20 protein-coding genes are annotated in these 20246 nt (G+C 38.1%); 15 read left to right on the top strand and 5 right to left on the bottom strand.

Annotation, left to right across the window (positions count from 1 at the left end):
• Positions 1-91: 91 nt before the first annotated feature.
• The 10 genes from MJX77_RS10230 (at position 92) to pal (ending at position 9871) form a co-directional block, all read left to right on the top strand.
• Entirely contained in the window at positions 92-1432 is a 1341-nt protein-coding gene (locus MJX77_RS10230) for a deoxyguanosinetriphosphate triphosphohydrolase (RefSeq protein ID WP_004790671.1), read from the top strand.
• A 93-nt stretch (positions 1433-1525) separates the two neighbouring features.
• On the top strand, positions 1526-2125 hold the full coding sequence (gene ruvA, locus MJX77_RS10225) for a Holliday junction branch migration protein RuvA (protein WP_016137345.1): 600 nt from the start codon (positions 1526-1528) through the stop codon (positions 2123-2125).
• 7 nt (positions 2126-2132) lie between these two features.
• Positions 2133-3137, top strand: a complete 1005-nt coding sequence (gene ruvB, locus MJX77_RS10220; RefSeq protein ID WP_004790665.1) for a Holliday junction branch migration DNA helicase RuvB — start codon at positions 2133-2135, stop codon at positions 3135-3137.
• Between the two features lie 203 nt (positions 3138-3340).
• Entirely contained in the window at positions 3341-4675 is a 1335-nt protein-coding gene (locus tag MJX77_RS10215) for a M20 family metallopeptidase (protein WP_252058938.1), read from the top strand.
• 212 nt (positions 4676-4887) lie between these two features.
• Positions 4888-5295 carry a tol-pal system-associated acyl-CoA thioesterase gene (ybgC, locus tag MJX77_RS10210; RefSeq protein ID WP_004699892.1) on the top strand — a complete coding sequence of 136 codons (408 nt, stop codon included), beginning with the start codon at positions 4888-4890 and terminating at the stop codon, positions 5293-5295.
• Positions 5296-5318: 23 nt separating this feature from the next.
• The gene (gene tolQ / locus MJX77_RS10205; protein ID WP_004790660.1) at positions 5319-6017 is read left to right on the top strand and encodes a protein TolQ; all 699 of its coding nucleotides are present in this window, start codon (positions 5319-5321) and stop codon (positions 6015-6017) included.
• Positions 6017-6469 (top strand): protein TolR, encoded by a 453-nt coding sequence (gene tolR, locus MJX77_RS10200; RefSeq protein ID WP_004790658.1) that lies wholly within the window; start codon positions 6017-6019, stop codon positions 6467-6469. The genes tolQ and tolR overlap by 1 nt, the downstream gene beginning before the upstream one ends.
• A gap of 3 nt (positions 6470-6472) precedes the next feature.
• The gene (gene tolA, locus MJX77_RS10195) at positions 6473-7909 is read left to right on the top strand and encodes a cell envelope integrity protein TolA (protein ID WP_252058936.1); all 1437 of its coding nucleotides are present in this window, start codon (positions 6473-6475) and stop codon (positions 7907-7909) included.
• 93 nt (positions 7910-8002) lie between these two features.
• Positions 8003-9283, top strand: coding sequence for a Tol-Pal system beta propeller repeat protein TolB (tolB, locus tag MJX77_RS10190; protein WP_016137340.1), 1281 nt, complete (start codon positions 8003-8005; stop codon positions 9281-9283).
• A 27-nt stretch (positions 9284-9310) separates the two neighbouring features.
• Positions 9311-9871 (top strand): peptidoglycan-associated lipoprotein Pal, encoded by a 561-nt coding sequence (pal, locus tag MJX77_RS10185; RefSeq protein ID WP_013197071.1) that lies wholly within the window; start codon positions 9311-9313, stop codon positions 9869-9871.
• Between the two features lie 57 nt (positions 9872-9928).
• Here the strand turns inward: pal and MJX77_RS10180 are convergent, their stop codons facing one another.
• Positions 9929-10114: an NF038105 family protein gene (locus tag MJX77_RS10180; protein WP_049837260.1), complete on the bottom strand. Its 186-nt coding sequence runs from the start codon at positions 10112-10114 to the stop codon at positions 9929-9931.
• Positions 10115-10298: 184 nt separating this feature from the next.
• On the opposite strand from MJX77_RS10180, the gene MJX77_RS10175 reads away from it, so the two are divergent.
• The 5 genes from MJX77_RS10175 (at position 10299) to MJX77_RS10155 (ending at position 13569) form a co-directional block, all read left to right on the top strand.
• Positions 10299-11270, top strand: coding sequence for a class 1 fructose-bisphosphatase (locus MJX77_RS10175; protein WP_013197070.1), 972 nt, complete (start codon positions 10299-10301; stop codon positions 11268-11270).
• Positions 11271-11329: 59 nt separating this feature from the next.
• The gene (locus MJX77_RS10170; RefSeq protein ID WP_005307562.1) at positions 11330-12106 is read left to right on the top strand and encodes a TrmH family RNA methyltransferase; all 777 of its coding nucleotides are present in this window, start codon (positions 11330-11332) and stop codon (positions 12104-12106) included.
• A gap of 159 nt (positions 12107-12265) precedes the next feature.
• A complete protein-coding gene (locus tag MJX77_RS10165) occupies positions 12266-12880 on the top strand; it encodes an RNA polymerase sigma factor (RefSeq protein ID WP_005045802.1) in 615 nt (204 codons plus the stop codon).
• Positions 12870-13190, top strand: coding sequence for a hypothetical protein (locus MJX77_RS10160; RefSeq protein ID WP_004643705.1), 321 nt, complete (start codon positions 12870-12872; stop codon positions 13188-13190). The genes MJX77_RS10165 and MJX77_RS10160 overlap by 11 nt, the downstream gene beginning before the upstream one ends.
• Positions 13180-13569, top strand: a complete 390-nt coding sequence (locus tag MJX77_RS10155) for a DUF3106 domain-containing protein (protein ID WP_004790640.1) — start codon at positions 13180-13182, stop codon at positions 13567-13569. The genes MJX77_RS10160 and MJX77_RS10155 overlap by 11 nt, the downstream gene beginning before the upstream one ends.
• Before the next feature lie 96 nt (positions 13570-13665).
• On the opposite strand, the gene MJX77_RS10150 is transcribed toward MJX77_RS10155, so the two are convergent.
• The 4 genes from MJX77_RS10150 to cxpE all read right to left on the bottom strand — a co-directional run bounded on the left by MJX77_RS10150 (position 13666) and on the right by cxpE (position 20218).
• Positions 13666-16104: a CSLREA domain-containing protein gene (locus MJX77_RS10150; protein ID WP_252058934.1), complete on the bottom strand. Its 2439-nt coding sequence runs from the start codon at positions 16102-16104 to the stop codon at positions 13666-13668.
• Positions 16105-16119: 15 nt separating this feature from the next.
• Positions 16120-17973: a rhombotarget A gene (rbtA, locus tag MJX77_RS10145; RefSeq protein ID WP_151826686.1), complete on the bottom strand. Its 1854-nt coding sequence runs from the start codon at positions 17971-17973 to the stop codon at positions 16120-16122.
• 332 nt (positions 17974-18305) lie between these two features.
• Positions 18306-19004, bottom strand: coding sequence for a DnaA regulatory inactivator Hda (gene hda / locus MJX77_RS10140; RefSeq protein WP_004790634.1), 699 nt, complete (start codon positions 19002-19004; stop codon positions 18306-18308).
• Positions 19005-19024: 20 nt separating this feature from the next.
• Positions 19025-20218: a chloramphenicol efflux transporter CxpE gene (gene cxpE, locus MJX77_RS10135; protein WP_004790632.1), complete on the bottom strand. Its 1194-nt coding sequence runs from the start codon at positions 20216-20218 to the stop codon at positions 19025-19027.
• Positions 20219-20246 lie beyond the last annotated feature (28 nt).

Raw genomic sequence — 20246 nt, 5'->3', positions numbered from 1 at the left:
AACCTGAACTAAGACAAACTATGTCGCACCAAGCTAGTGCTTTTAACTTTTTTTTGGCATGATCAGGTTTTACAGTTTTGAATAATGATAAATGGAACAAATGCGTTGGTTAGAGCTGCTTTCTGCAGTTCGTTTAGGTAGTAAAAAAAGCAGTACAGAACTGGCTCGTAGCCCATTCCATAAAGATTATGACCGTATTATATTTTCGCAAAGTTTTCGTCAGTTAAACCGTAAGACGCAAGTTCACCCACTCGCACAACATGATGGTATTCATACCCGTTTAACTCACTCACTTGAAGTTTCCTGTATTGGCCGCTCAATGGGCATGCTTGCCGCAGAAAAAATAAAAAATGAATTACCCGTCTGGATTTCTCCTGCTGATGTCGGTGCAATTATTCAAGCAGCTTGTCTTGCCCACGACATTGGCAACCCACCTTTCGGACATGCAGGTGAATACGCAATTCGTGAGTGGTTTGACGATGCATCACATGATGATTTTTTGAAAAAATTAAGCCCCGAAGAAGAAGCCGATGTTCGCCAGTTTGAAGGTAATGCTCAAGGATTACGTTTATTAAGTCGCATTGACTATCATCCAAATGATGGAGGTATGCGCTTAACCTATGCAACCTTAGGTGCTTATTTAAAGTATCCATGGCTTTCAAAAACTATTGCGTCACAAGGTGATCGCCCTTCTCATCAACGAGCAAAGTTTGGTTGTTATCAATCTGAAAAAGAAATTTTAAAACAGATTGCAGAACAACTCGGCCTTATCCAGTTAGGCGAATATCATTATTGTCGTCACCCACTCACCTATTTGTTAGAAGCTGCGGATGACATTTGCTATGCTTTAATTGACTTAGAAGATGGCATTATCTTAAATATGCTGAGTTACCAAGAAGTTGAACCAATTTTCTTAAACCTTATTGCCGACTATGGTCAGCCTGAAGAATTGTCACATCCAAATAGTACATGGCAACAAAAGATTTCGGCGTTACGTGGTCGTGTAATGAAACGGCTTGTGGATGAAGTCACTACAGCCTTTGCTAAACATCATTATGAAATCATTACAGGTCAGCTTAAAGGTAACCTTTTGCAATATTGTTCACCCGATATTGCAATTGGTATCGAAACAGCCAAAAATCTGGCGCGTGATAAGATTTTTGAGCATCCACAAAAGTCTGGCTTAGAAATTATTGCGCATCAAAGCTTGCAAACGATTTTAGATGCATTTGTACCACTGACCACACCACATAAATCTTTAAGCTTTAAAGAACAACGTTTAATGTCTATCCTTAATCTGTATGGTGCTAACTTTAGCAATAATCATTACAGCAATATTATGCAAGTACTCGATATTATCAGTAAGTTTTCAGATCATCAGGCTTATAGCTTGGCTCAAGAGCTACAAGGTAATAAAATTGGCTTGTTTTAAGCTGACTTAATATAGAAAGAAATAAAACCAGTGTCGTTTTCAATTAATGTTAAAACGACCAGATTTACAGTTATGAATAAGTGAAACTAATCTATGATCGGATGTTTAATTGGCGAAGTGTTTGCCCTAGAAGCCCCTACTGTCTTACTGAATGTAAATGGTGTGGGTTATGAAATTGATACGCCACTTTCAACATTTTGCCAATTACAAAAAGGCCAGAAAGTTACGCTATGGACCCATTTAGTTGTTCGTGAAGATGCTCAACAACTCTACGGTTTTAGCGATGCTCAAGAGAAAACAATTTTCCGCACCTTATTAAAAGTAAATGGTGTCGGCCCGAAAATGGCATTGGGTATTCTATCGACACTAAGCGTTGAGCTATTGGTTCACACCATTGAACATGATGATATTAATACGCTGGTCAAAGTTCCGGGCGTTGGCAAAAAAACAGCTGAACGTTTAATGATTGAGCTTCGTGACCGTTTCAAAACATTAGCCCAAGGCACTTCTACGTCAGCTACCCTGCCTCAAATTCAGTTTGCGGCAAACTCGCCTGTAGCAGAAGCAGAAGCCGCTTTGCAATCTTTAGGTTATAAGCCACTTGAAGCACAAAAAGCTGTTGCTGCGGTTAAAGCCGATTACACAGAATCAGCCGATATTATTCGTGCTGCTCTTAAATCAATGATGAAGTAAAACACTTATGCAAGACCGTCTAATCAGTGGAGCGGAAAAGCCTGAAGATCATTTTGATCGGGCTATTCGACCAACTTCTCTTGCCGACTACATCGGACAGCCTGTAGTACGCGAGCAAATGGAAATTTTCATTGGCGCAGCTCGCGGTCGTGGTGAAGCACTTGACCACACGCTGATTTTTGGTCCACCGGGCTTAGGTAAAACCACCCTTGCCAACATTATTGCGCGTGAAATGGGCGGTAATCTTAAATCTACTTCAGGGCCAGTTTTGGAGCGTGCGGGCGACTTAGCTGCAATGTTGACCAACCTTGAAGAAGGCGACGTCTTGTTTATTGATGAAATTCACCGCCTTTCTCCAGTGATTGAAGAAATTCTTTATCCAGCGATGGAAGACTACCAATTAGATATCATGATTGGTGAAGGCCCTGCTGCTCGTTCAATTAAACTCGATTTACCCCCTTTTACACTTGTCGCGGCTACAACACGTGCGGGCTTGCTCACCTCTCCTCTACGTGACCGTTTCGGTATTGTGCAACGTCTTGAGTTTTACTCTGTAGAAGACCTCACTCATATTGTGTCACGCTCTGCAAACTTGATGAATGTACCCATTACAGTTGAGGGTGCAGAAGAAGTTGCACGCCGTGCACGCGGAACACCTCGTATTGCCAATCGTTTATTACGTCGAGTTCGTGACTATGCCCAAGTGAAAGGTACAGGTGAAGTAACTCATGAAATGGCACAACGTGCGCTTGATATGCTCAATGTTGATAAAGCTGGCTTAGACACCCTAGACCGCCGTTATTTGAGCATGCTGTTAGAGCGTTTTGATGGTGGCCCTGCTGGAGTCGAAGCGCTTGCAGCAGCAATGGCTGAAGATAGCGGCACACTTGAAGATGTAATTGAACCGTATTTAATTCAACAAGGTTATGTGATGCGTACCGCGCGAGGTCGCATTGCAACGAACCAATCTTATTTACAGTTTGGAATGACACCACCTGAGCCTAAAAACTAATCATAGGAAGAGAATTTTCTCTTCCTTTTTTAATTCCTCTATTCCTTCAACTTAAATAAAAATTGTCTTATCAATAATTTAGCTACTCTATACCTTTTAAGTCTGTCTTTATACCTTATTGATTTTTTAATATTTTCAAAAACTGAATTATAAGAAATCTAGATATTAAATCTTATGAACAATAATATTTTTAGGATAAGGACATGTATAAGAAAGCCGCTTTAATTTTGCCACTCGCCTTAATGAGTCAACTGAGCCTAGCAGATTGGGTAAACGATGCTGCTCAACAAATTGAAAATCAAGTCATTCAGCTAAGACAAAACATTCACCAACACCCTGAACTCGGCAATATGGAATTTAAAACCTCGGCCCTTGTTCAAAAAGAATTAAAGTCTTATGGCATTCAAGTCAAAACAGGCTATGCGAAAACAGGTGTAATTGGCATCTTAAAAGGTAATAAACCCGGTCCTATTATTGCGCTTAGAGCGGATATGGATGCTTTACCTATGGAAGAAAAGAGCGGTGTTCCCTTTGCCAGTAAACAAAAAGCAATTTATCAAGGCAAGGAAACCTATGTGATGCATGCATGTGGACATGATGCACACACTGCAATGTTATTAGGCGCAGCAAAAATTTTAGCTGCTAATAAAGATAAAATATCGGGCACAGTTATTTTTGTTTTCCAACCTGCTGAAGAAGGTGGTGCAGATATAGATAACTTCACTCAGGGTGATCAAATCGGTTCACGAAAAATGATCGCTGATGGTGCTTTTAAAGACTATAAACCAGAAGCTATTTTTGGAATGCATGTCATTGCTGGTATGAAAAGTGGTCATCTTTATTATAAAGATGGTGCCATTTTAAATAGTGCAGACCACTTACGTATTCAGGTCAACGGCAAGCAGGTTCATGGTTCGACGCCATGGTTAGGCAGAGATCCAATTTATGCATCGGCACAAATGATTAATAATTTGCAAAGCCTTATTAGCCGAAGAACAGATCTAACTCAAGGTATGGGCGTAGTCAGTATTGGCAATATTCAAGGCGGTACAGCAGGAAATGTGATTCCCGAACAGGTCAATATGATCGGCACCATTCGCTCTAATAACGAAGAAATAAGAAATAATATCTTAAAAAGTTTACCAGTCATGATAGAGCATAATGCTCAAGCTAATGAGGTAACTGCTAAAGTTGAAATTGCACCTTATGCACCAGTAACCATGAATGATAAAACCCTTACTCAACTTATTCAGCCAACATTAGCCAAAGTTGCAGGAGATTCAAAACTACATGTACTTGATCACAATGCAAGCGCTAGTGAAGATTTTGCCTATTATGGCAAGTTAATGCCCTCATTTTTTGTTTTCTTAGGGGCTACACCAGAAAATCAAGACTTAAGTCAGGCTGCACCGAATCATAATCCCTATTTTATTGTAGATGATAAAGCCTTAAAAACTGGAACTGAGCTACATGTAAGGTTCGTATTAGATTATCCGAATATATCAAAACAAGTCCAAACTTCATGGAAGCCCTCTTAACTCAAAAAGCTTGCTAGCCATAAGATGTAGCGTTTTTAGATTAGAAATTCAGCAATCGCAATTGAAAGGTTGTGCCATAGGACTTAGTATGCAATCTGCTAAACTGCCCCGTATTTAAAAGCAGATGTATGGCTTTTGAATGGAACTAATGTTTTATTCAAAGCCATATTTTAAATATAAAGCTCTATAGTGAACTAAAACGGAATCCTCTCATGGCGAATCATTTTGAATTCAACATTCGTGTTTATATTGAAGATACGGACGCAGGCGGTATTGTTTACCATGCCAACCACATTCGCTATATGGAACGTACCCGTACTGAATGGCTCCGTGCTTCTGGCGTTGATCATTACTGGCATCAAAAAGACTACAACTTTGTCGTACACAAAATTGATGTAAAATACATGCGTCCTATTTTAATGGATGATTTAATTACTGTTACAGCACGTGTAGTTTCATGTAAAGCTGCGTCATTTGTGTTGCAACAAAATATTTATCGTGGTGAAATCTTGCTTGCTTCTGGCGAGGTTGAGTTGGCATGTTTAAGTAAAGAACTTGTAGCTCGTCGTCTTCCAGAAGAAATACGTGATCTTATTCGTAAAGAATTGGAACAAGACTAAAAAAACAACCGGCATATGTAACTATGGCAACAAACATTGAATCAACCCTGCATATTTCTGACCTTATTTTACAGGCAAGTCCAGTCGTTCAGTTGGTCATGCTAATTTTATTGTTAGCATCAATCTTTAGTTGGTATCTGATTGCCAAGTTACATATGAGTTATAAAAAAGCCCATCAAGAAGATGAACATTTCCAGAAAATGTTCTGGTCAGGTGCTGAACTCAATACGCTTTACAACAATGCTCAGCTCAACTCAAAACGCTCAGGTCTTGAAGATATTTTTTATCAAGGGTTGAGTGAGTTTTTTAAACTTAAAAAACGTCAGGCCCCTGTTTCACAAACGATTGAAGGAACTGAACGTATTTTACGAGTAGGTTTGAGTCGTGATCAAAGCCATCTAGAATACGGCTTAGGTACTTTAGCAAGCATTGGCTCTGTAGCTCCTTACATCGGTCTATTCGGTACCGTTTGGGGGATTATGAATGCATTTATCGGTTTAGCTGCTGTTGATCAAGTCACTTTGGCAACTGTTGCACCAGGTATTGCCGAAGCACTTATTGCAACCGCAATTGGTTTATTTGCTGCAATTCCTGCTGTATTAGCTTTTAACCACTTCACTTCTAAAAGTGAAAGTGTTTACTCTGATCGTGCTTTATTTGCTGAAGAGATGATTGCCTTATTGCAACGTCAGTCTGTGGGTTCATCACAGGAAGATGCATAATGGCAATTCAGCGTTCAGGGCGCTTTGAGCGCATAAAAAAACCACTAAAAAGTGATATGAACGTCGTACCCTATATTGACGTTATGCTCGTACTTTTGGTTATTTTCATGGTGACTGCTCCCATGATTACTAGTGGTATTAAAGTCGATTTACCTCAAGCAAATAACCATCCAATCGAATCAAAAGATATGCCAGCCATGGTAACTATTGGTAAAGATGGCAATATTTATCTTCAGTATGAAGATTACAAAGATAGTGAACCATTGTCTCGTGAAAAACTTGAAGAAGTTTTAAGCGGTGCACAAAAACAAGCTGAACAAGAAAATAAACAACTCACAGTTTTAGTCAATGGTGATAAGTCTCGTCCTTATGGAGAAGTCGTATCATTGATGGCAAGTTTACAAGAAGCAGGTTTAACTCAAGTTGGCCTTCTGACAGAGCCTTTAAAATAAGCTATGAATAAAAATCAAAAGCCACACTTTAAACAAAATGCGATTGCATTGAGCTTTACACTAGGAGTTCATGCAATTGCCATTGTTGGCTTGCTTTTTTTAGGCTTGAGTAAACCACCTGAACAGCCAAAAAAGCTAACAACTATTTTAGTTAAGCCAGAAGATTTACCTCCTCCGTTAGCCAAAGAAGTTGAACAAGAGACTACAGCTACAAATGAAGCAAAAGAGGTGTTAACCCCTATTGTGGATGAAACGCTTCCTGAAAATCTTCCGGCTACGCCCCCTCCTCCGACCGCTCAACAACTTGCTGCTCAAAAGCAAAAGGTCGAACAGGCACAGCAAGCAAAATTAGCTGAACAAAAGCGTAAAGCTGAAGAAGCTGCAAAAGCTAAACAAGCAGCAGAACAGCAACGTATAGAGGAAATACAAAAGCAGCAAGCTGAAGCTAAACGCCAAGCTGAGGCTAAAATAAAATCCGAAGCCGAACAAAAACGTAAGGCTGAACAAAGTGCAAAAGCTGAAGCAGATGCCAAGGCAAGACAAAAAGTTGCTGAAGAAGCTAAACAAAAAGCAGAGACCGATGCAAAGCTAAAACGTGAGGCTCAAAAAGCCGAAAACGCTAAACTTCGAGCACAGCAAGAAGCTAAGCAAAAAGCTGAAGCAGATGCTAAAGCTAAACAGCAAAAAGCTAATGACGACGCTAAACGCAAAGCTGAAGCAGACGCTAAAGCTAAACAGCAAAAAGCTAATGACGATGCTAAACGTAAAGCTGAAGCAGACGCTAAAGCTAAGCAGCAAAAAGCTAATGACGACGCTAAAGCTAAACAGCAAAAAGCTGACGACGCTAAACGCAAAGCTGAAGCAGACGCTAAAGCTAAACAGCAAAAAGTTAATGACGACGCTAAACGTAAAGCTGAAGCAGACGCTAAAGCTAAGCAGCAAAAAGCCAATGACGATGCTAAACGCAAAGCTGAGGCTGATGCAAAAGCTAAGCAGCAAAAAGCCAATGACGATGCTAAACGCAAAGCTGAAGCTGATGCAAAAGCTAAGCAGCAAAAAGCTGCTGATGATGCTAAACGTAAAGCTGAAGCTGAGGTCGAAGCAAAAGCTGCATCTGCTCAAAAAGCACAAGAAGAAGCAGCTCAGAAGAAAGCCGAAGCTAAAAAAATTGCTTCTTCTGCTAGACGTGATTTTGAGCAAAAAATTCGACGCTCTTGGGATGTTCCGACTGGCAGTAGCGGTAAAACAGTTGGTGTCCGTTTTACCCTTTCAGACTCAGGTAGCGTTAATTCTATTGTGATCACACGTTCAAGTGGCGATGATGCTTTAGATGCAAGTATTAAGGCTGCAATTCAAGCATCTGCGCCATATCCTATGCCATCAGACCCTGATGCAAGACGTGAAGCAAGAAGTGTTAGCTCTACATTTAGAGCGCAATAATTTTAAAAGAGTTACATGCTTTAAATAGTTTAAGGCATGTAACTATGCTACAAAATCAACAGTCACAAAAATACCTGCTATGACTTTAAACTTATGAATACGAGCCGCAAACACCTGCTATCTTTAGCATTGATCACCGCCTTAAGCCCTATTGCTTCTACAACTGCTTTTGCCCAGTTATATCTGGAAATTGCCAAAGCACCAGATCAGGCACCAAAAATTGCTATTGTCCCGTTTAACAATGACAATGGGCTTTCACCTATTGTTGAAACTGACTTAAACCGTTCTGGACGCTTTACAAGCTCATCTAAAAACTTGCCTGCCAATGCTGCAATCAATCAGATCCAAGCTTCTGACTGGCAAGCTGCCGGAATTCCATATGTAGTTACTGGACAAATTAAACAAACAGCTACAGGTTTTGAAGTTCATTACCAACTTTATGATGTACAAAAGCAACAATACATTTTAAATGAACTTTTAAATGTACCTGCTTCACGCATACGTCAAGCTGGCCATATGGTAAGTGATGCTATCTATCAGGCACTTACTGGTATTCCAGGTGATTTTAGCGGCCGTATTGCATATGTACTCAGAAACCCTGCCACTCCTGCAGAGCGTTATACTCTACAAATTGCAGATACCGATGGTGAACAGCCAAAAACTGTTTTGTCATCTCGTGACCCAATTCTTTCTCCGGCATGGACACCAGATGCCAAGAAAATTGCTTATGTTTCTTTTGAAACCAAACGTCCAGCAATTTATCTACAAGATTTATCTACTGGAACACGTGAAGTACTCACTAGCTTTAAAGGCCTAAATGGCGCACCGAGTTTTTCACCTGATGGTCAATCAATGCTATTCACAGCATCTATGAATGGCAATCCAGAAATCTATCAAATGGATTTATCAACTCGCCAAGTTAAACGTATGACAAACGACTCGGCAATTGATACAGAAGCACGTTATACACCAGATGGAAAATCGTTTATTTTCACTTCTGACCGTGGTGGTTCAGCCCAAATCTATCGTTATACCTTTGCTGATGGTTCAGTAAAACGCCTAACGTTTAAAGGTTCATTTAATGCACGCGGAACTTTGAGTGCAGATGGCAAAAAGATTGCTCTTGTTCATCGTCCAAGTGGCAGCAGTTATAAAGTTGCAATTCAAGACATTAATACTGGCATCACCAATATTCTTACTCCAACCAGTTTAGACGAATCACCAAGTTTCTCACCGAATGGGCAAATGGTGGTCTACGCAACTCGTGAAGGCAACCGTGGCTTGTTATCTATCATGTCTACTGATGGACGTTTCCGTATGAATTTACCAAGTGAACAAGGTGAAGTACGTGAACCAGCTTGGGCACCAAAATAACTTTTAATTCCATTGATGGAGAAGATCATGAAATCAATCAAATATTTAGCTTTACCCTTTCTTAGCGTAGCACTTGTAATGACGGGTTGTGCTAGCCGCAAACCAGCAACAACTACTGCAACTGGCACAAATCCAAGTACAGTTAACACTTCTGGTTTAAGTGAAGATGCGGCATTAAATGCTCAAAATTTGGCTGGTGCTTCATCGAAAGGTGTAACTGAAGCAAATAAAGCTGCTTTGGCTAAACGCGTTGTTCATTTTGATTATGACAGTAGTGATTTATCTACTGAAGACTATCAAACGCTTCAAGCTCACGCTCAATTCCTTATGGCAAATGCAAATTCAAAAGTTGCATTAACTGGCCATACAGATGAACGTGGTACACGTGAGTACAATATGGCTTTAGGCGAGCGTCGTGCTAAAGCTGTTCAAAGCTACTTAATTACCAATGGTGTAAATCCACAGCAACTTGAAGCTGTAAGTTACGGTAAAGAAGCTCCTGTTAATGCAGGACATGATGAATCTGCGTGGAAAGAAAATCGCCGCGTTGAAATTAATTACGAAGCAGTGCCTCCTTTATTAAAATAAGGCATATGCATAAAAAAACGCTCATATTTTATGAGCGTTTTTTTATAACAACAGAACTTAAGAAGATTTCTTTTCTTCTTCAGACTGTTGCATAGATTCAATCAAATCATGCTTATTAAAATCTTTATATTCAGGCTTAGCCTCGTAGTCTTTCCAAGCTTCCTGAACATTTTCTTTCGAAATTTCATCTAGATTGATTGGTTCACCTGCTGTTGGGGTCGCATCAAACTTCTTTGTTGTCATTTCGATTCTCCTAAAAATATACAATCCTTTGTAATGCAATCAACATACCATTTTAATTGGGGCTTGTAAGCATAAATCCAACACAAATAAAGTAAGATAATTTTTATTTTGTGACATTCTCATCTAGAATATGCCACGTATTTATCTGACTCATTTTGATGCTTGAAGCACAGGAGCTTTTTTTATGTCCAACCTCACATTGTCCCAATTTTTACAACAACAAAAAGGGAATCTAACACCTGAGTTGGCTCAAGTCATCGACACTATCGCCACCACCTGTAAAACGATCGATCAAGCCTTACAAAAAGGTGCACTCGCTGGTATTTTGGGTAGTGCTGGTAATGAAAATGTTCAAGGTGAAACACAGAAAAAACTTGATGTGATTTCTAATGACTATTTAATTGATGCTTTAAAAGTTCATCCACAAGTGGGTGGCCTCGCTTCTGAAGAGCTTGATGAGTTCACACCTGCACAAGAAAATGGTAAATATCTGGTTTTATTTGATCCATTAGATGGCTCAAGTAACATCGACATCAATATGTGTGTAGGTACAATTTTCTCTATTCTGCCTGCAAAAAATGCAGTAACCCAAGCAGAAGATTTCATGCAAGCAGGTACACAGCAAGTTGCTGCTGGTTACGTACTTTATGGTCCATCAACCATGATGGCCTTAACTGTAGGAAATGGGGTAGTATTCTTTACTTTAGACCCAGAAACTCAAACATTCTTGCTTACTACTGACAATGTTCAAGTTTCAGCAGATACTCAAGAATTTGCAATTAACGCATCTAACCAACGTCATTGGGAAGAGCCTGTAAAACAATATATTGATGAATTACTTGCAGGTAAAACATCTGTACGTGAAAAAGATTTCAATATGCGTTGGGTAGCATGTATGGTGGGTGATATTCACCGTATTTTATGCCGCGGCGGTATTTTCCTTTATCCGTACGACTTAAAAGATCCGAAAAAAGCAGGTCGCTTACGTTTAATGTATGAAGCAAACCCAATGAGTATGCTGATTGAACAAGCTGGTGGCACATCAACTACAGGCCGTGTTCGCATTTTAGATATTGAACCGACAGAACTTCACCAACGTGTTCCTGTAATTATTGGTTCTAAAAATGAAGTTGAACGTGTAACAAGCTATCATTAATAATTTTAATTATTTAGGGCATCATAGTATCATGATGCCCTTTTGTTGGATATTTTCTCATGGCGGTTATTTTTTTAGAATCAAAAGACAATGCAAAAATTAAACATTTGCGTGGATTAATCGAACTTAATAGCGCCCGAAAAAAGCACCAACAAACAGTCCTTGAAGGTACCCATCTCTGCTTGACGTGGCTACAACAGCAAAAGAAGATTTTTTCTTTATTTACGACCGAACAAGCATTAGAACATACTGATTTAAAAAAAATAATTGAACTGCATCAAGGTCATATCTTTGTTATTAGTGAAGTTTTATATAGAGATTTGAGCACACTAGGTACAAGCTTACCTTGTTTAGCTATTATTGATTTACCTAAAACTGCATCAACAATTGACTATAAAGTTGATACTTTAATTCTGGAAAATATACAAGATCCAGGTAACGTAGGCACATTGCTACGTTCAGCAGCGGCAGCAAATATTAAACAAATTATTTGCACACAAGGATCTGCATCACTTTGGTCGCCACGAGTTTTACGAGCAGGTATGGGAGCTCATTTTAGCTTACATTGTTTTGAAAACTTCCAACTCACAGATATTCTTCCAAAATTTCAAATACCAGTTTTTGTTACAAGTTCTCATCGCTCAACTAGTCTTTACTCAAAAGATCTTTCAAAACCATGTGTCTGGATTTTAGGAAATGAAGGCCAAGGTGCAAGTGATTACGCCTTAGATCATGCAGAATCTGTAACTATTCCTCAGCCTGGTGGACAAGAATCATTAAATGTAGCAATTGCAGGATCAATTTGTTTTTTTGAGATGGTTCGTCAACGCCAATAAAACGTTAATTTATTTTACATCTCACATATTTGTGAAAAAAATCAATTACACTAGTAAAAAATAACCGATTGTTGTCAACCTCCCACCTCTTTTCAACGTTATATAAGAGATATATTGAAGATAAGGTGGGTATGTCCAATGACAGGATTTTCCATCTCCATGGATTTAGCACCGAAAAAGTCTCGATCGGAAACATCTAGTGCTCATGCGAGCACGGCTGAACAACGCCTGAAAGTTTTCATGCAAGATGTTACTGGTCGTGCGTTGGTGATGATGGAGAGTGCTACCCAAGGTCAACAAGGTATTGCAATGGATTTGGTTCAAGAAGCATTTATTGCTTTACACAAATCTTATGCCGATAAAAGTACTGAAGAATGGTATCCCCTGTTTTATACTATTTTAAACAACAAACTTCAGGACTGGCGCCGCAAAGAATCTCGTAGAGCAAACCCATTTTCATTTTTCAAAAAAGTTAGTCTGGATAATGACGACGACGAAATTATTGATGTAGTTGATGAAAAAGCCATCAATCCTGCAGATTTTCTTGATCAAGCAGTGACTATCGAAGAAATTCGAGAAGCAATTTCAAAGCTACCTGTTCGTCAACAACAGGCATTTATGTTACGTGCGTGGGAAGGTTTTGACACACACACAACAGCTCAGATCATGAACTGTACTGAAGGTAGTGTAAAAACCCATTATCACCGAGCAATTCAGGGACTTAGAGAGTACTTAGCCCATTTAAATCCCTTGGGAGGTTCTGATGAATCATGATGATTTCACTAAAAAGGTGACGTCTAAACTTGATAGTTTGGCACATCACCATAAAAATAAAACAGTGGTCATGAATCATGTGCTTGACCATATTCAACAAAAACCAGCCTCTTTTTATAGTGTCTGGAAAATGTCTGGTTTTGCACTTGCAGCTGCGATCACAGGTTTTGTAATTTTACCTAATTCAGCAGATATTGTTGATAAGCCGCAAAATCAAGTGATTGTAAATCCTAAATTATCTCCACAAATGGTGGAGGATTTAGAAATGCTAATGGTCTTGGGTGAGGATAAAGTACAACATGGCAGCTAAAAAATTAGCACTTATCCTTTGTTCATTAAGTTTCCTGCAAACGAGTTTTGCAGGTTTTGAACGATTTTGGATTTTTTCTAAGGATGCCAATACACAAGTTGATGACACATGGAATGCTCTTTCTGAAGAAGAACAACGTGCAGTTATTAAACGCTACCAGAGCTTAAAAGAGTTACCAGCCAATCAAAGTACGAATCTACAGCAACGTATGGACTGGTTTACTCAACTTCCCGATGCTGAAAAAGAAAAAATGCGTGAAGCATGGCAAAAAATGAGTACACAAGAGCGTAATGATTTACGCCAGCGTATGCTTAAAGCGAATGGCGAAGAAAGAACAGCTATTCGTGAAGAGTATATGAACAAGTATTTAGAACATTAAATATAACTCTGTAAAATTCATATGAAGTGAATTTAATCTCTTACATAACTTTGTATAAAAAAGCCTCCAATTGGAGGCTTTTTTATTTTATATCGTTTATTTACGGTAGCGTCTATAAACCACTAAACCAAGTAAAGATGCTAAAGATAAAATTCCCAAGCTACCACCGCCACCACGGGTATCATCAGTAGTTGTTGCTGTACTTACTAGAGTAATCGTACCAGGGGTGCTAGAAATAACATTATCTGCATCATATACATTATAAGTTAATGTATCGTTAAAAGTATTAAAGGCATTATTCGCTTGAATATAGATATTTCCACCATAACATGTATTTTTACTGTCTTTACCAGGACACGGCCCTTCACGATCTGCTTTGACTACTCTAAAAATACCGTCTTTTGAAGTTTTACTTGGTAAATAGATAGGCAAGTCTGCAAACTGAGGTTTATTTGGCTTTGTAATAAGTGTATTAGTTGGGCCATCCCCCTCATCATTTGCATATTTAAGTAAATTTAATGGGATGATTTCATTTGCTAAATACTTAAATGTTATGGTGCTATTTTCAGAAACAGGGGCAATATTCACAAGTGAAGCTTTAACTATACCGCTGGCTGTAATATTTTTATCTGATTTTAAAGTAATTGTGTATTTGCAGAACTCAAAATACCCATCTCCTGAAGGAGCATCGTCTGTACGATACAAAATGATTTGTTTAAGAGATGAATTCCACTCACATTTTAAGCTTTTAGCTTCATCCTCTATCGCCGTTTCAAGTGTTTGGCCCTTACCTATAACTTTGACATCAATATTATAATCATCTGGTTTAAACGGAGCGAAAATATGATTGCTATTTTCATAAGGTATAATATTAATCTCTCGAGGATTACCATTTTTAAACGGAGAATAATAGTTTTTAAGATTTATATATACACCTCTATATTTTAAATTCGCTTTAGTCTGATTAACTAAATTTTCAAAAGTTGCCAAATTAATCTTTAAAGCGGCTTCCTGAAGTGAAAAAGCAGGATTCGCTAAATTTACTTTTGTTTGATCCACACCAGATTGATAAGTGGTTAATAAATCGGTGAGTGAACTATTAATATAACCCGTGTCAGTTTCTGTTGTTCTTATCCCTAATCTTGCTTGCTCAATAGAACCAATATCGCATTTATTATTAGAATTAAGAACTGTTTGATCAGTAGTACTGGTAGGTCTTTCTAGTCCTCTTTGATCTACTGAAAGGCAGCCTCCTTCATTTTTTAAATCCACATCGACTAAGTCATCAGATTGCTGATTATTTTTTGGATAATAAATTGGTAAGAAATCTGTATTTTCATCACTAGGTTCTTTTGATGGCTCTAATAACTGGCTTAATATTTTTGAGGAAACATCTATATTAGTGTGACCAGCAGGTAAAGTTTCAGCTGGCAGGTCACATTTTTCATTGGTACCGCTTAACTTTAATGCATTAAACTTTAACAAAATCCTAGAATCTTTTTGATCAGCAGCAGGACCCAACAAATAGCGGCATGCAAAGGTCCCTGAATTAAATGCTAATACATTAAAACTTAAATCTTTCTTTCCTAACTTATCATATAAAAAAATTGTATGAGCTGAGTTTTCAACAATTGTATTATTTACTAATGTTAAACTGCTGTCCGAACTAAGGTTTGTTGTTTGATTTTGTGTAGGGTCTGCATTACCAGAAAATTTAAGAATAGTACCATTAGTCAAGTTAGCACTATTTTGAGCAACTGTATTATTCTCAAAAGTGATTTTTGGTGAGCCACAGAATTCAAATGTATTTAAAGAATTAGCAGATCCATTCTTAATAATACTACTCAATTTAAATAATATAGTATTCGTTGTATAAGAGCCATTAAACATACAGCTCATTGCTATTACACTTCCAGTATTAGCTACTAATCCATTACCCTGAAGTAATGAATGATCTACCGTTAAAGAAGCATTTCCTCCGCCTAAATAGATTGCCCCCCCGTTAGGGGCTTGTGAATTTAAAATTTGTGTATTTTGTAAGGTTACGTCTGCACCCGCGTAAATTGCTCCTCCCACATCAGAAGCTTTACCATTTTCTAAAATAATATTATTTAATATCAAAGGCTGTTTGCTAACAGCTGTATTAAAAATACGAGATTTCCCTCTAGCATTTATACGAGTTTGTATGGGGGTTAGTGCTGGATAATCACCACTTAATAAGCCCTTTTTTGTCCAATCAACTGGCTCAGCCCCTTGAATAGTGAGACTATTTTTAGGTACTAACTCTTCGTTTAGATCATACGTTCCTTTTTCAAGTTGAATCGTATATTTAGTATCAATAGCAGGTAAGATACAGCCATGATATGAAGTGCTTTTTTCAGCGGCTGTAATAGCTTCTTTTAATGAACACAAATTATTATCAAGGTCTTCATCTACAAATGTATTAACTTTAATAATCGTGTCATTTTGTGCTGCCATCAAAGGTATTGCAGCAACAAAAGTAATTATCCCTAATGTTTTTTGATATTTTCTCATAGTCTACATCCTTGATTATGACTTGAAACGGCGTAATGCAATCAATCCCAATAAGCCAAATAAGACTCCACTACCTACACTACCTCCGCCACCAGCACTCACAGACTTATCTTCAATTCCTGATAAAGGTGCTTGTGAAATAGTTGTTGGAATAGAAATATATTGAAAATCTACGCCTTCATTAAAACGAGTTACGCTCGTCACAACCTGAATACTAAAAATATCTGCCCCATGCCAATTTCCATTTGGCGTGTAAATGACATTTCCATTCTGATCAAGAGTTAGACTACCTTTTGAAACCGGAGTATCTTTATTTTGTATAACTTTTAGGCACCCTGGTTGCCATTCTTTCCCATCGGCGCGCTCACCGAATAAACGTTTACATGTAGTAGGTGTAACTAAATCTGCTTCACTTAAAGAACCCAAAATACTGAATGTTGCAACTTGACCATATCTAATATCCTGACCAACAGGAGCGATTTCATTATTTAGAATATATTCAATTGCACCTAGATCACAAAGTTCATCATATCCACTACGTCTTTTTCCTCTTTGGTCGAATGTTTCACATCTTGCTAAACCAGTTGAGGAGCCATCACTATATAAGCGCCCTTTATTAATAATTAGAGAATCTGCTAAAGTCTTATAACTCTCAAGCAACCGAGGTTTAAAAAAACCTAAGAAACTGTCTTTAGGGGTGCTAAAAGGACAAAACAATCCGTCTTTTGAGGTTACATCACAAACACCTTCATCTGTAGTTCCTGCAATTAACTTTTCGTTAGCAGGGTAAAGAATATTGGGAAGTTTGGATGAAGCATTGCGATCACATTCGGTTGTCACCAAATTACTTTGTATAATTGTTTTATCGGTTGCATTAGCCTGACAATTAATTGTATTGCCAACTAAAACACTATTTGAGATAGCGGCATTACCTTGCGGAGCATCGAGAAATAGACCTTTATCATTTTTTATCATGGTGATGTTATTAACAAACATTCCATCGTAAATGTTGGCAATAAAACCGACTTTATTGTGAAAAATCGTACTATTACTTAATCCAATCGCTCGACGACTTAAATATTGTCCCGTACTTTCATCATTAAATTTACTTTGACTATAAAAAAGTGAACCACTAGCTAAACCAACTTCATTATCCCTTACTACCGATTGAGTAATGAAATACAAAGGCTGTTCACTGTAAATTACTCCGCCCTGATTTGCTTTATTATTTTGAATAAGGCTATTTACAATACGAACTGATCCAGCAGTTTGATCTGTTTGCGTCAATAATCCTTGGTTATAAATAACCCCGCCCTCATTAGCATATCCATCAGTTAAACGAGAGTTTTGAATAATTAAACCTTCGTGATTTAAAATTAAACCACCTATAGTTACATTTGACTTTGAACCAGCCCCCAGCAAATTAAGATTATTCAGATAAACAGAAAATGATGCCTTTTCTGTACTTCCATCATCGATTTGGAATAGTCGTTCAGTTCCTACCATTTTAATGGTGGCATTATGAGCCCCAGGTTGATCATTTTCCTCAAATGGAGAATCATTTCCAGCTGTTGTAATTGTAAGAGGCGCTGTAATTAATATTTTTTTATTTAAAATATATTCTTTATCACGTTCTAGAATAATATTTGATGTAATATCTTTACTTCCACACCCGTGATAACCCTCTTTTACAGAATCCACATCTGTGGAATTACTTGAGTTACGCTTATTTAATAGTTCCACAGCCTCACGTAACGAGCAGACTGTATTATCGACATCTTCATCAATTGTAGTTGTGACTTGAATATCGGCAGAATAAGCGTGTCCAGCAGCAGCCAATAAAGCAAAAGCAATGCTCCGTTTGAGCATACCCATCTCCTTACATCTTTTTTCATTTTTCTTTGTCAATATTGCAAAATTTCCGCTTTTGCAATCGCATCCTTTGTGCGTACTTTGTCACAGCAAGTAGAATTTCTCAAGACATTTTGGTCGGTCTGTAGAGTCATTTTTGAACCAGCTTACAAAAAGCTTCATACATTTAAAAAACTTTTTTAAATACAAAAATGTGACTTTTTAAAATTAGAAGAAGCTTTAAAAAGATATAGAGGCAAGTGCTCTGAAATTAGAATTTTTTGTCCGAGACTCTATTTTAATAGTTTTTTATGTGCGCAGGTGAGGCAATAGACAAGATTAAAGAATATCTATGGTTGATATTCATCAATCAAGGCATAAATTTGTCTTAAAGTTGCATTCGAAAGTTTTGTTTTTTCGCCTTTGAGAAGTTTTTCTAACTGAGCAACTGTCTGTAGTAAAAGAGAAGCTTGATGAGGGCCATGTAATAATAAGTAATCAACAATTTGCTGATCAAAATGGATACCACGTCTAGACATTACAGACGTAACCAAAGAATAACGGTCCGCATATAAGCTTCCACTCGGCACTTTAACGCTAACGGCTTGCGTAAGTCGTGACTGTAAGTCTGGCAATTCTAGCTTTAATTCGATAGGTGCTACACGTGAAGAAAATACTAGCTGTCCTTCGTGGTTATTCATTAAATGGAAGACAGCTTTTTGCCAATGAGGTACACCACTAATTGATTCAATATCATCCAAAGCAACAAGATCATAATGCTCTAAAGAAGTAATTGCTTCGATAGGAGCATCGAGGAGTTCAAGCAAAGAAACTTTAATTGCAGATTTGCCTATTTCTAAATAAGAGTCACAAATTGCGGAAAGTAAGTGACTCTTTCCTGTCCCTGCTCCACCGTAGATGTAAAACCTACTCACCAGACCAGCATGTAGTTGACGCACAGCATCGACTACATTCCCCCAACTTGGTCCCGAAAAATCACTGATTCGGGCATCAAGTTGAGGTTCTATATCCAGTTGGAGTTGACGCATATATTGAATTAACCTTGAAATTATTTCTGGTTAGGGGATTTCAGTTCATCTGTATCTTGCTGTGTTTTAACTTCAAGATCAAGCTTAGTGCTTTCGGTTTCTACATGAATTTGCTCAATATCGCCATGTTGAATCACTAATGTAGAAGGTGGAGCATAAAGTGAGCTTCTTTCATAATTCTCTCTTAAATGCTTCAACAACACTACAATAACAGCAGCAACAGGCAATGCGATTAACATTCCTAAGAAACCTGCAAGCTGTGCACCTGCCAATACGGCAAAAACAACTGCCACAGGAGATAAACCAATTTTATCGCCCAGTAAGAATGGCTGAAGAATATAGCCCTCTACCGCTTGGCCAATCATAAATACTACACCAACCAGTAATAAATGCATCCAATCCAAACCGAACTGGAACAAGCTGGCAATAACAGCTGCAATAATACCTACGGCAAATCCTAAATAAGGAATAATACTGGCAAGACCAGCCACCATACCAATAATAAGACCAACTTCCAAACCAATGAGCTGTAAACCAACTGCATATACTACGCCTAGTAAGAGCATGACGAGAAACTGACCTTTAACAAACGCTCCTAAAACGCTATGGCATTCACCAACAATCTGTAAAGTAGTTGCTTCATACGGGCGTGGAATGAGACGGCGTAAGTTTTGTAGCATACGGTCCCAGTCTAATAAAAAATAAAAAGCAATAATTGGAATTAGAACAACTGTTCCACCAATTTGAATAAAATTTAGACCTGATTGTGCAAGCTTTAATAAGACAGCTTGAATACTATCGGCACTGTAATTTGTCTGAACATAATCCATGACAGCTTTTGACATTTGATCAGTATCAATTTCCATTTGCTGAACATTAAATGTCGAAGAAACCCATGGCAATAGTTCTGCATTAATCCAGTGAATACCTGCTGGAATGCTATCTCGGGCGTAAACCAATTGTTTCCAGATCAGAGGAACCAAATACCATAATGCAATGGTCAGTGTTACACCGATTCCTATAAACACCACGCTAATTGCTAACCAACGAGGCAATTTGATTTTTACCAGAACATCAACGAGTGGACTGAATAAATAAGCCAGGAAAAAAGCACCGATAAAAGGAATGACTACAGGCTTGAGTAAGTACAATACCCATACCAGCAATACAATACCTGCGAGTAAAAGAATACGGCGCAGTATACGATCTTGCATAAAATCTAGCCTTTTTTGATTTAATCGT

This window comes from Acinetobacter sp. AHP123 (genome assembly GCF_023757925.1).
Taxonomy (GTDB): domain Bacteria; phylum Pseudomonadota; class Gammaproteobacteria; order Pseudomonadales; family Moraxellaceae; genus Acinetobacter; species Acinetobacter oleivorans.
The sequence above is the reverse complement of the archived record's forward strand: the minus strand, read 5'-3'. Positions and strand labels throughout refer to the sequence as shown.

Coding starts and splice junctions, on each gene's coding strand:
- MJX77_RS10230 (WP_004790671.1), top strand. CDS start 92: ATGGAACAAATGCGTTGGTTAGAGCTGCTTTCTGCAGTTCGTTTAGGT.
- ruvA (WP_016137345.1), top strand. CDS start 1,526: ATGATCGGATGTTTAATTGGCGAAGTGTTTGCCCTAGAAGCCCCTACT.
- ruvB (WP_004790665.1), top strand. CDS start 2,133: ATGCAAGACCGTCTAATCAGTGGAGCGGAAAAGCCTGAAGATCATTTT.
- MJX77_RS10215 (WP_252058938.1), top strand. CDS start 3,341: ATGTATAAGAAAGCCGCTTTAATTTTGCCACTCGCCTTAATGAGTCAA.
- ybgC (WP_004699892.1), top strand. CDS start 4,888: ATGGCGAATCATTTTGAATTCAACATTCGTGTTTATATTGAAGATACG.
- tolQ (WP_004790660.1), top strand. CDS start 5,319: ATGGCAACAAACATTGAATCAACCCTGCATATTTCTGACCTTATTTTA.
- tolR (WP_004790658.1), top strand. CDS start 6,017: ATGGCAATTCAGCGTTCAGGGCGCTTTGAGCGCATAAAAAAACCACTA.
- tolA (WP_252058936.1), top strand. CDS start 6,473: ATGAATAAAAATCAAAAGCCACACTTTAAACAAAATGCGATTGCATTG.
- tolB (WP_016137340.1), top strand. CDS start 8,003: ATGAATACGAGCCGCAAACACCTGCTATCTTTAGCATTGATCACCGCC.
- pal (WP_013197071.1), top strand. CDS start 9,311: ATGAAATCAATCAAATATTTAGCTTTACCCTTTCTTAGCGTAGCACTT.
- MJX77_RS10180 (WP_049837260.1), bottom strand. CDS start 10,114: ATGACAACAAAGAAGTTTGATGCGACCCCAACAGCAGGTGAACCAATC.
- MJX77_RS10175 (WP_013197070.1), top strand. CDS start 10,299: ATGTCCAACCTCACATTGTCCCAATTTTTACAACAACAAAAAGGGAAT.
- MJX77_RS10170 (WP_005307562.1), top strand. CDS start 11,330: ATGGCGGTTATTTTTTTAGAATCAAAAGACAATGCAAAAATTAAACAT.
- MJX77_RS10165 (WP_005045802.1), top strand. CDS start 12,266: ATGGATTTAGCACCGAAAAAGTCTCGATCGGAAACATCTAGTGCTCAT.
- MJX77_RS10160 (WP_004643705.1), top strand. CDS start 12,870: ATGAATCATGATGATTTCACTAAAAAGGTGACGTCTAAACTTGATAGT.
- MJX77_RS10155 (WP_004790640.1), top strand. CDS start 13,180: ATGGCAGCTAAAAAATTAGCACTTATCCTTTGTTCATTAAGTTTCCTG.
- MJX77_RS10150 (WP_252058934.1), bottom strand. CDS start 16,104: ATGAGAAAATATCAAAAAACATTAGGGATAATTACTTTTGTTGCTGCA.
- rbtA (WP_151826686.1), bottom strand. CDS start 17,973: ATGCTCAAACGGAGCATTGCTTTTGCTTTATTGGCTGCTGCTGGACAC.
- hda (WP_004790634.1), bottom strand. CDS start 19,004: ATGCGTCAACTCCAACTGGATATAGAACCTCAACTTGATGCCCGAATC.
- cxpE (WP_004790632.1), bottom strand. CDS start 20,218: ATGCAAGATCGTATACTGCGCCGTATTCTTTTACTCGCAGGTATTGTA.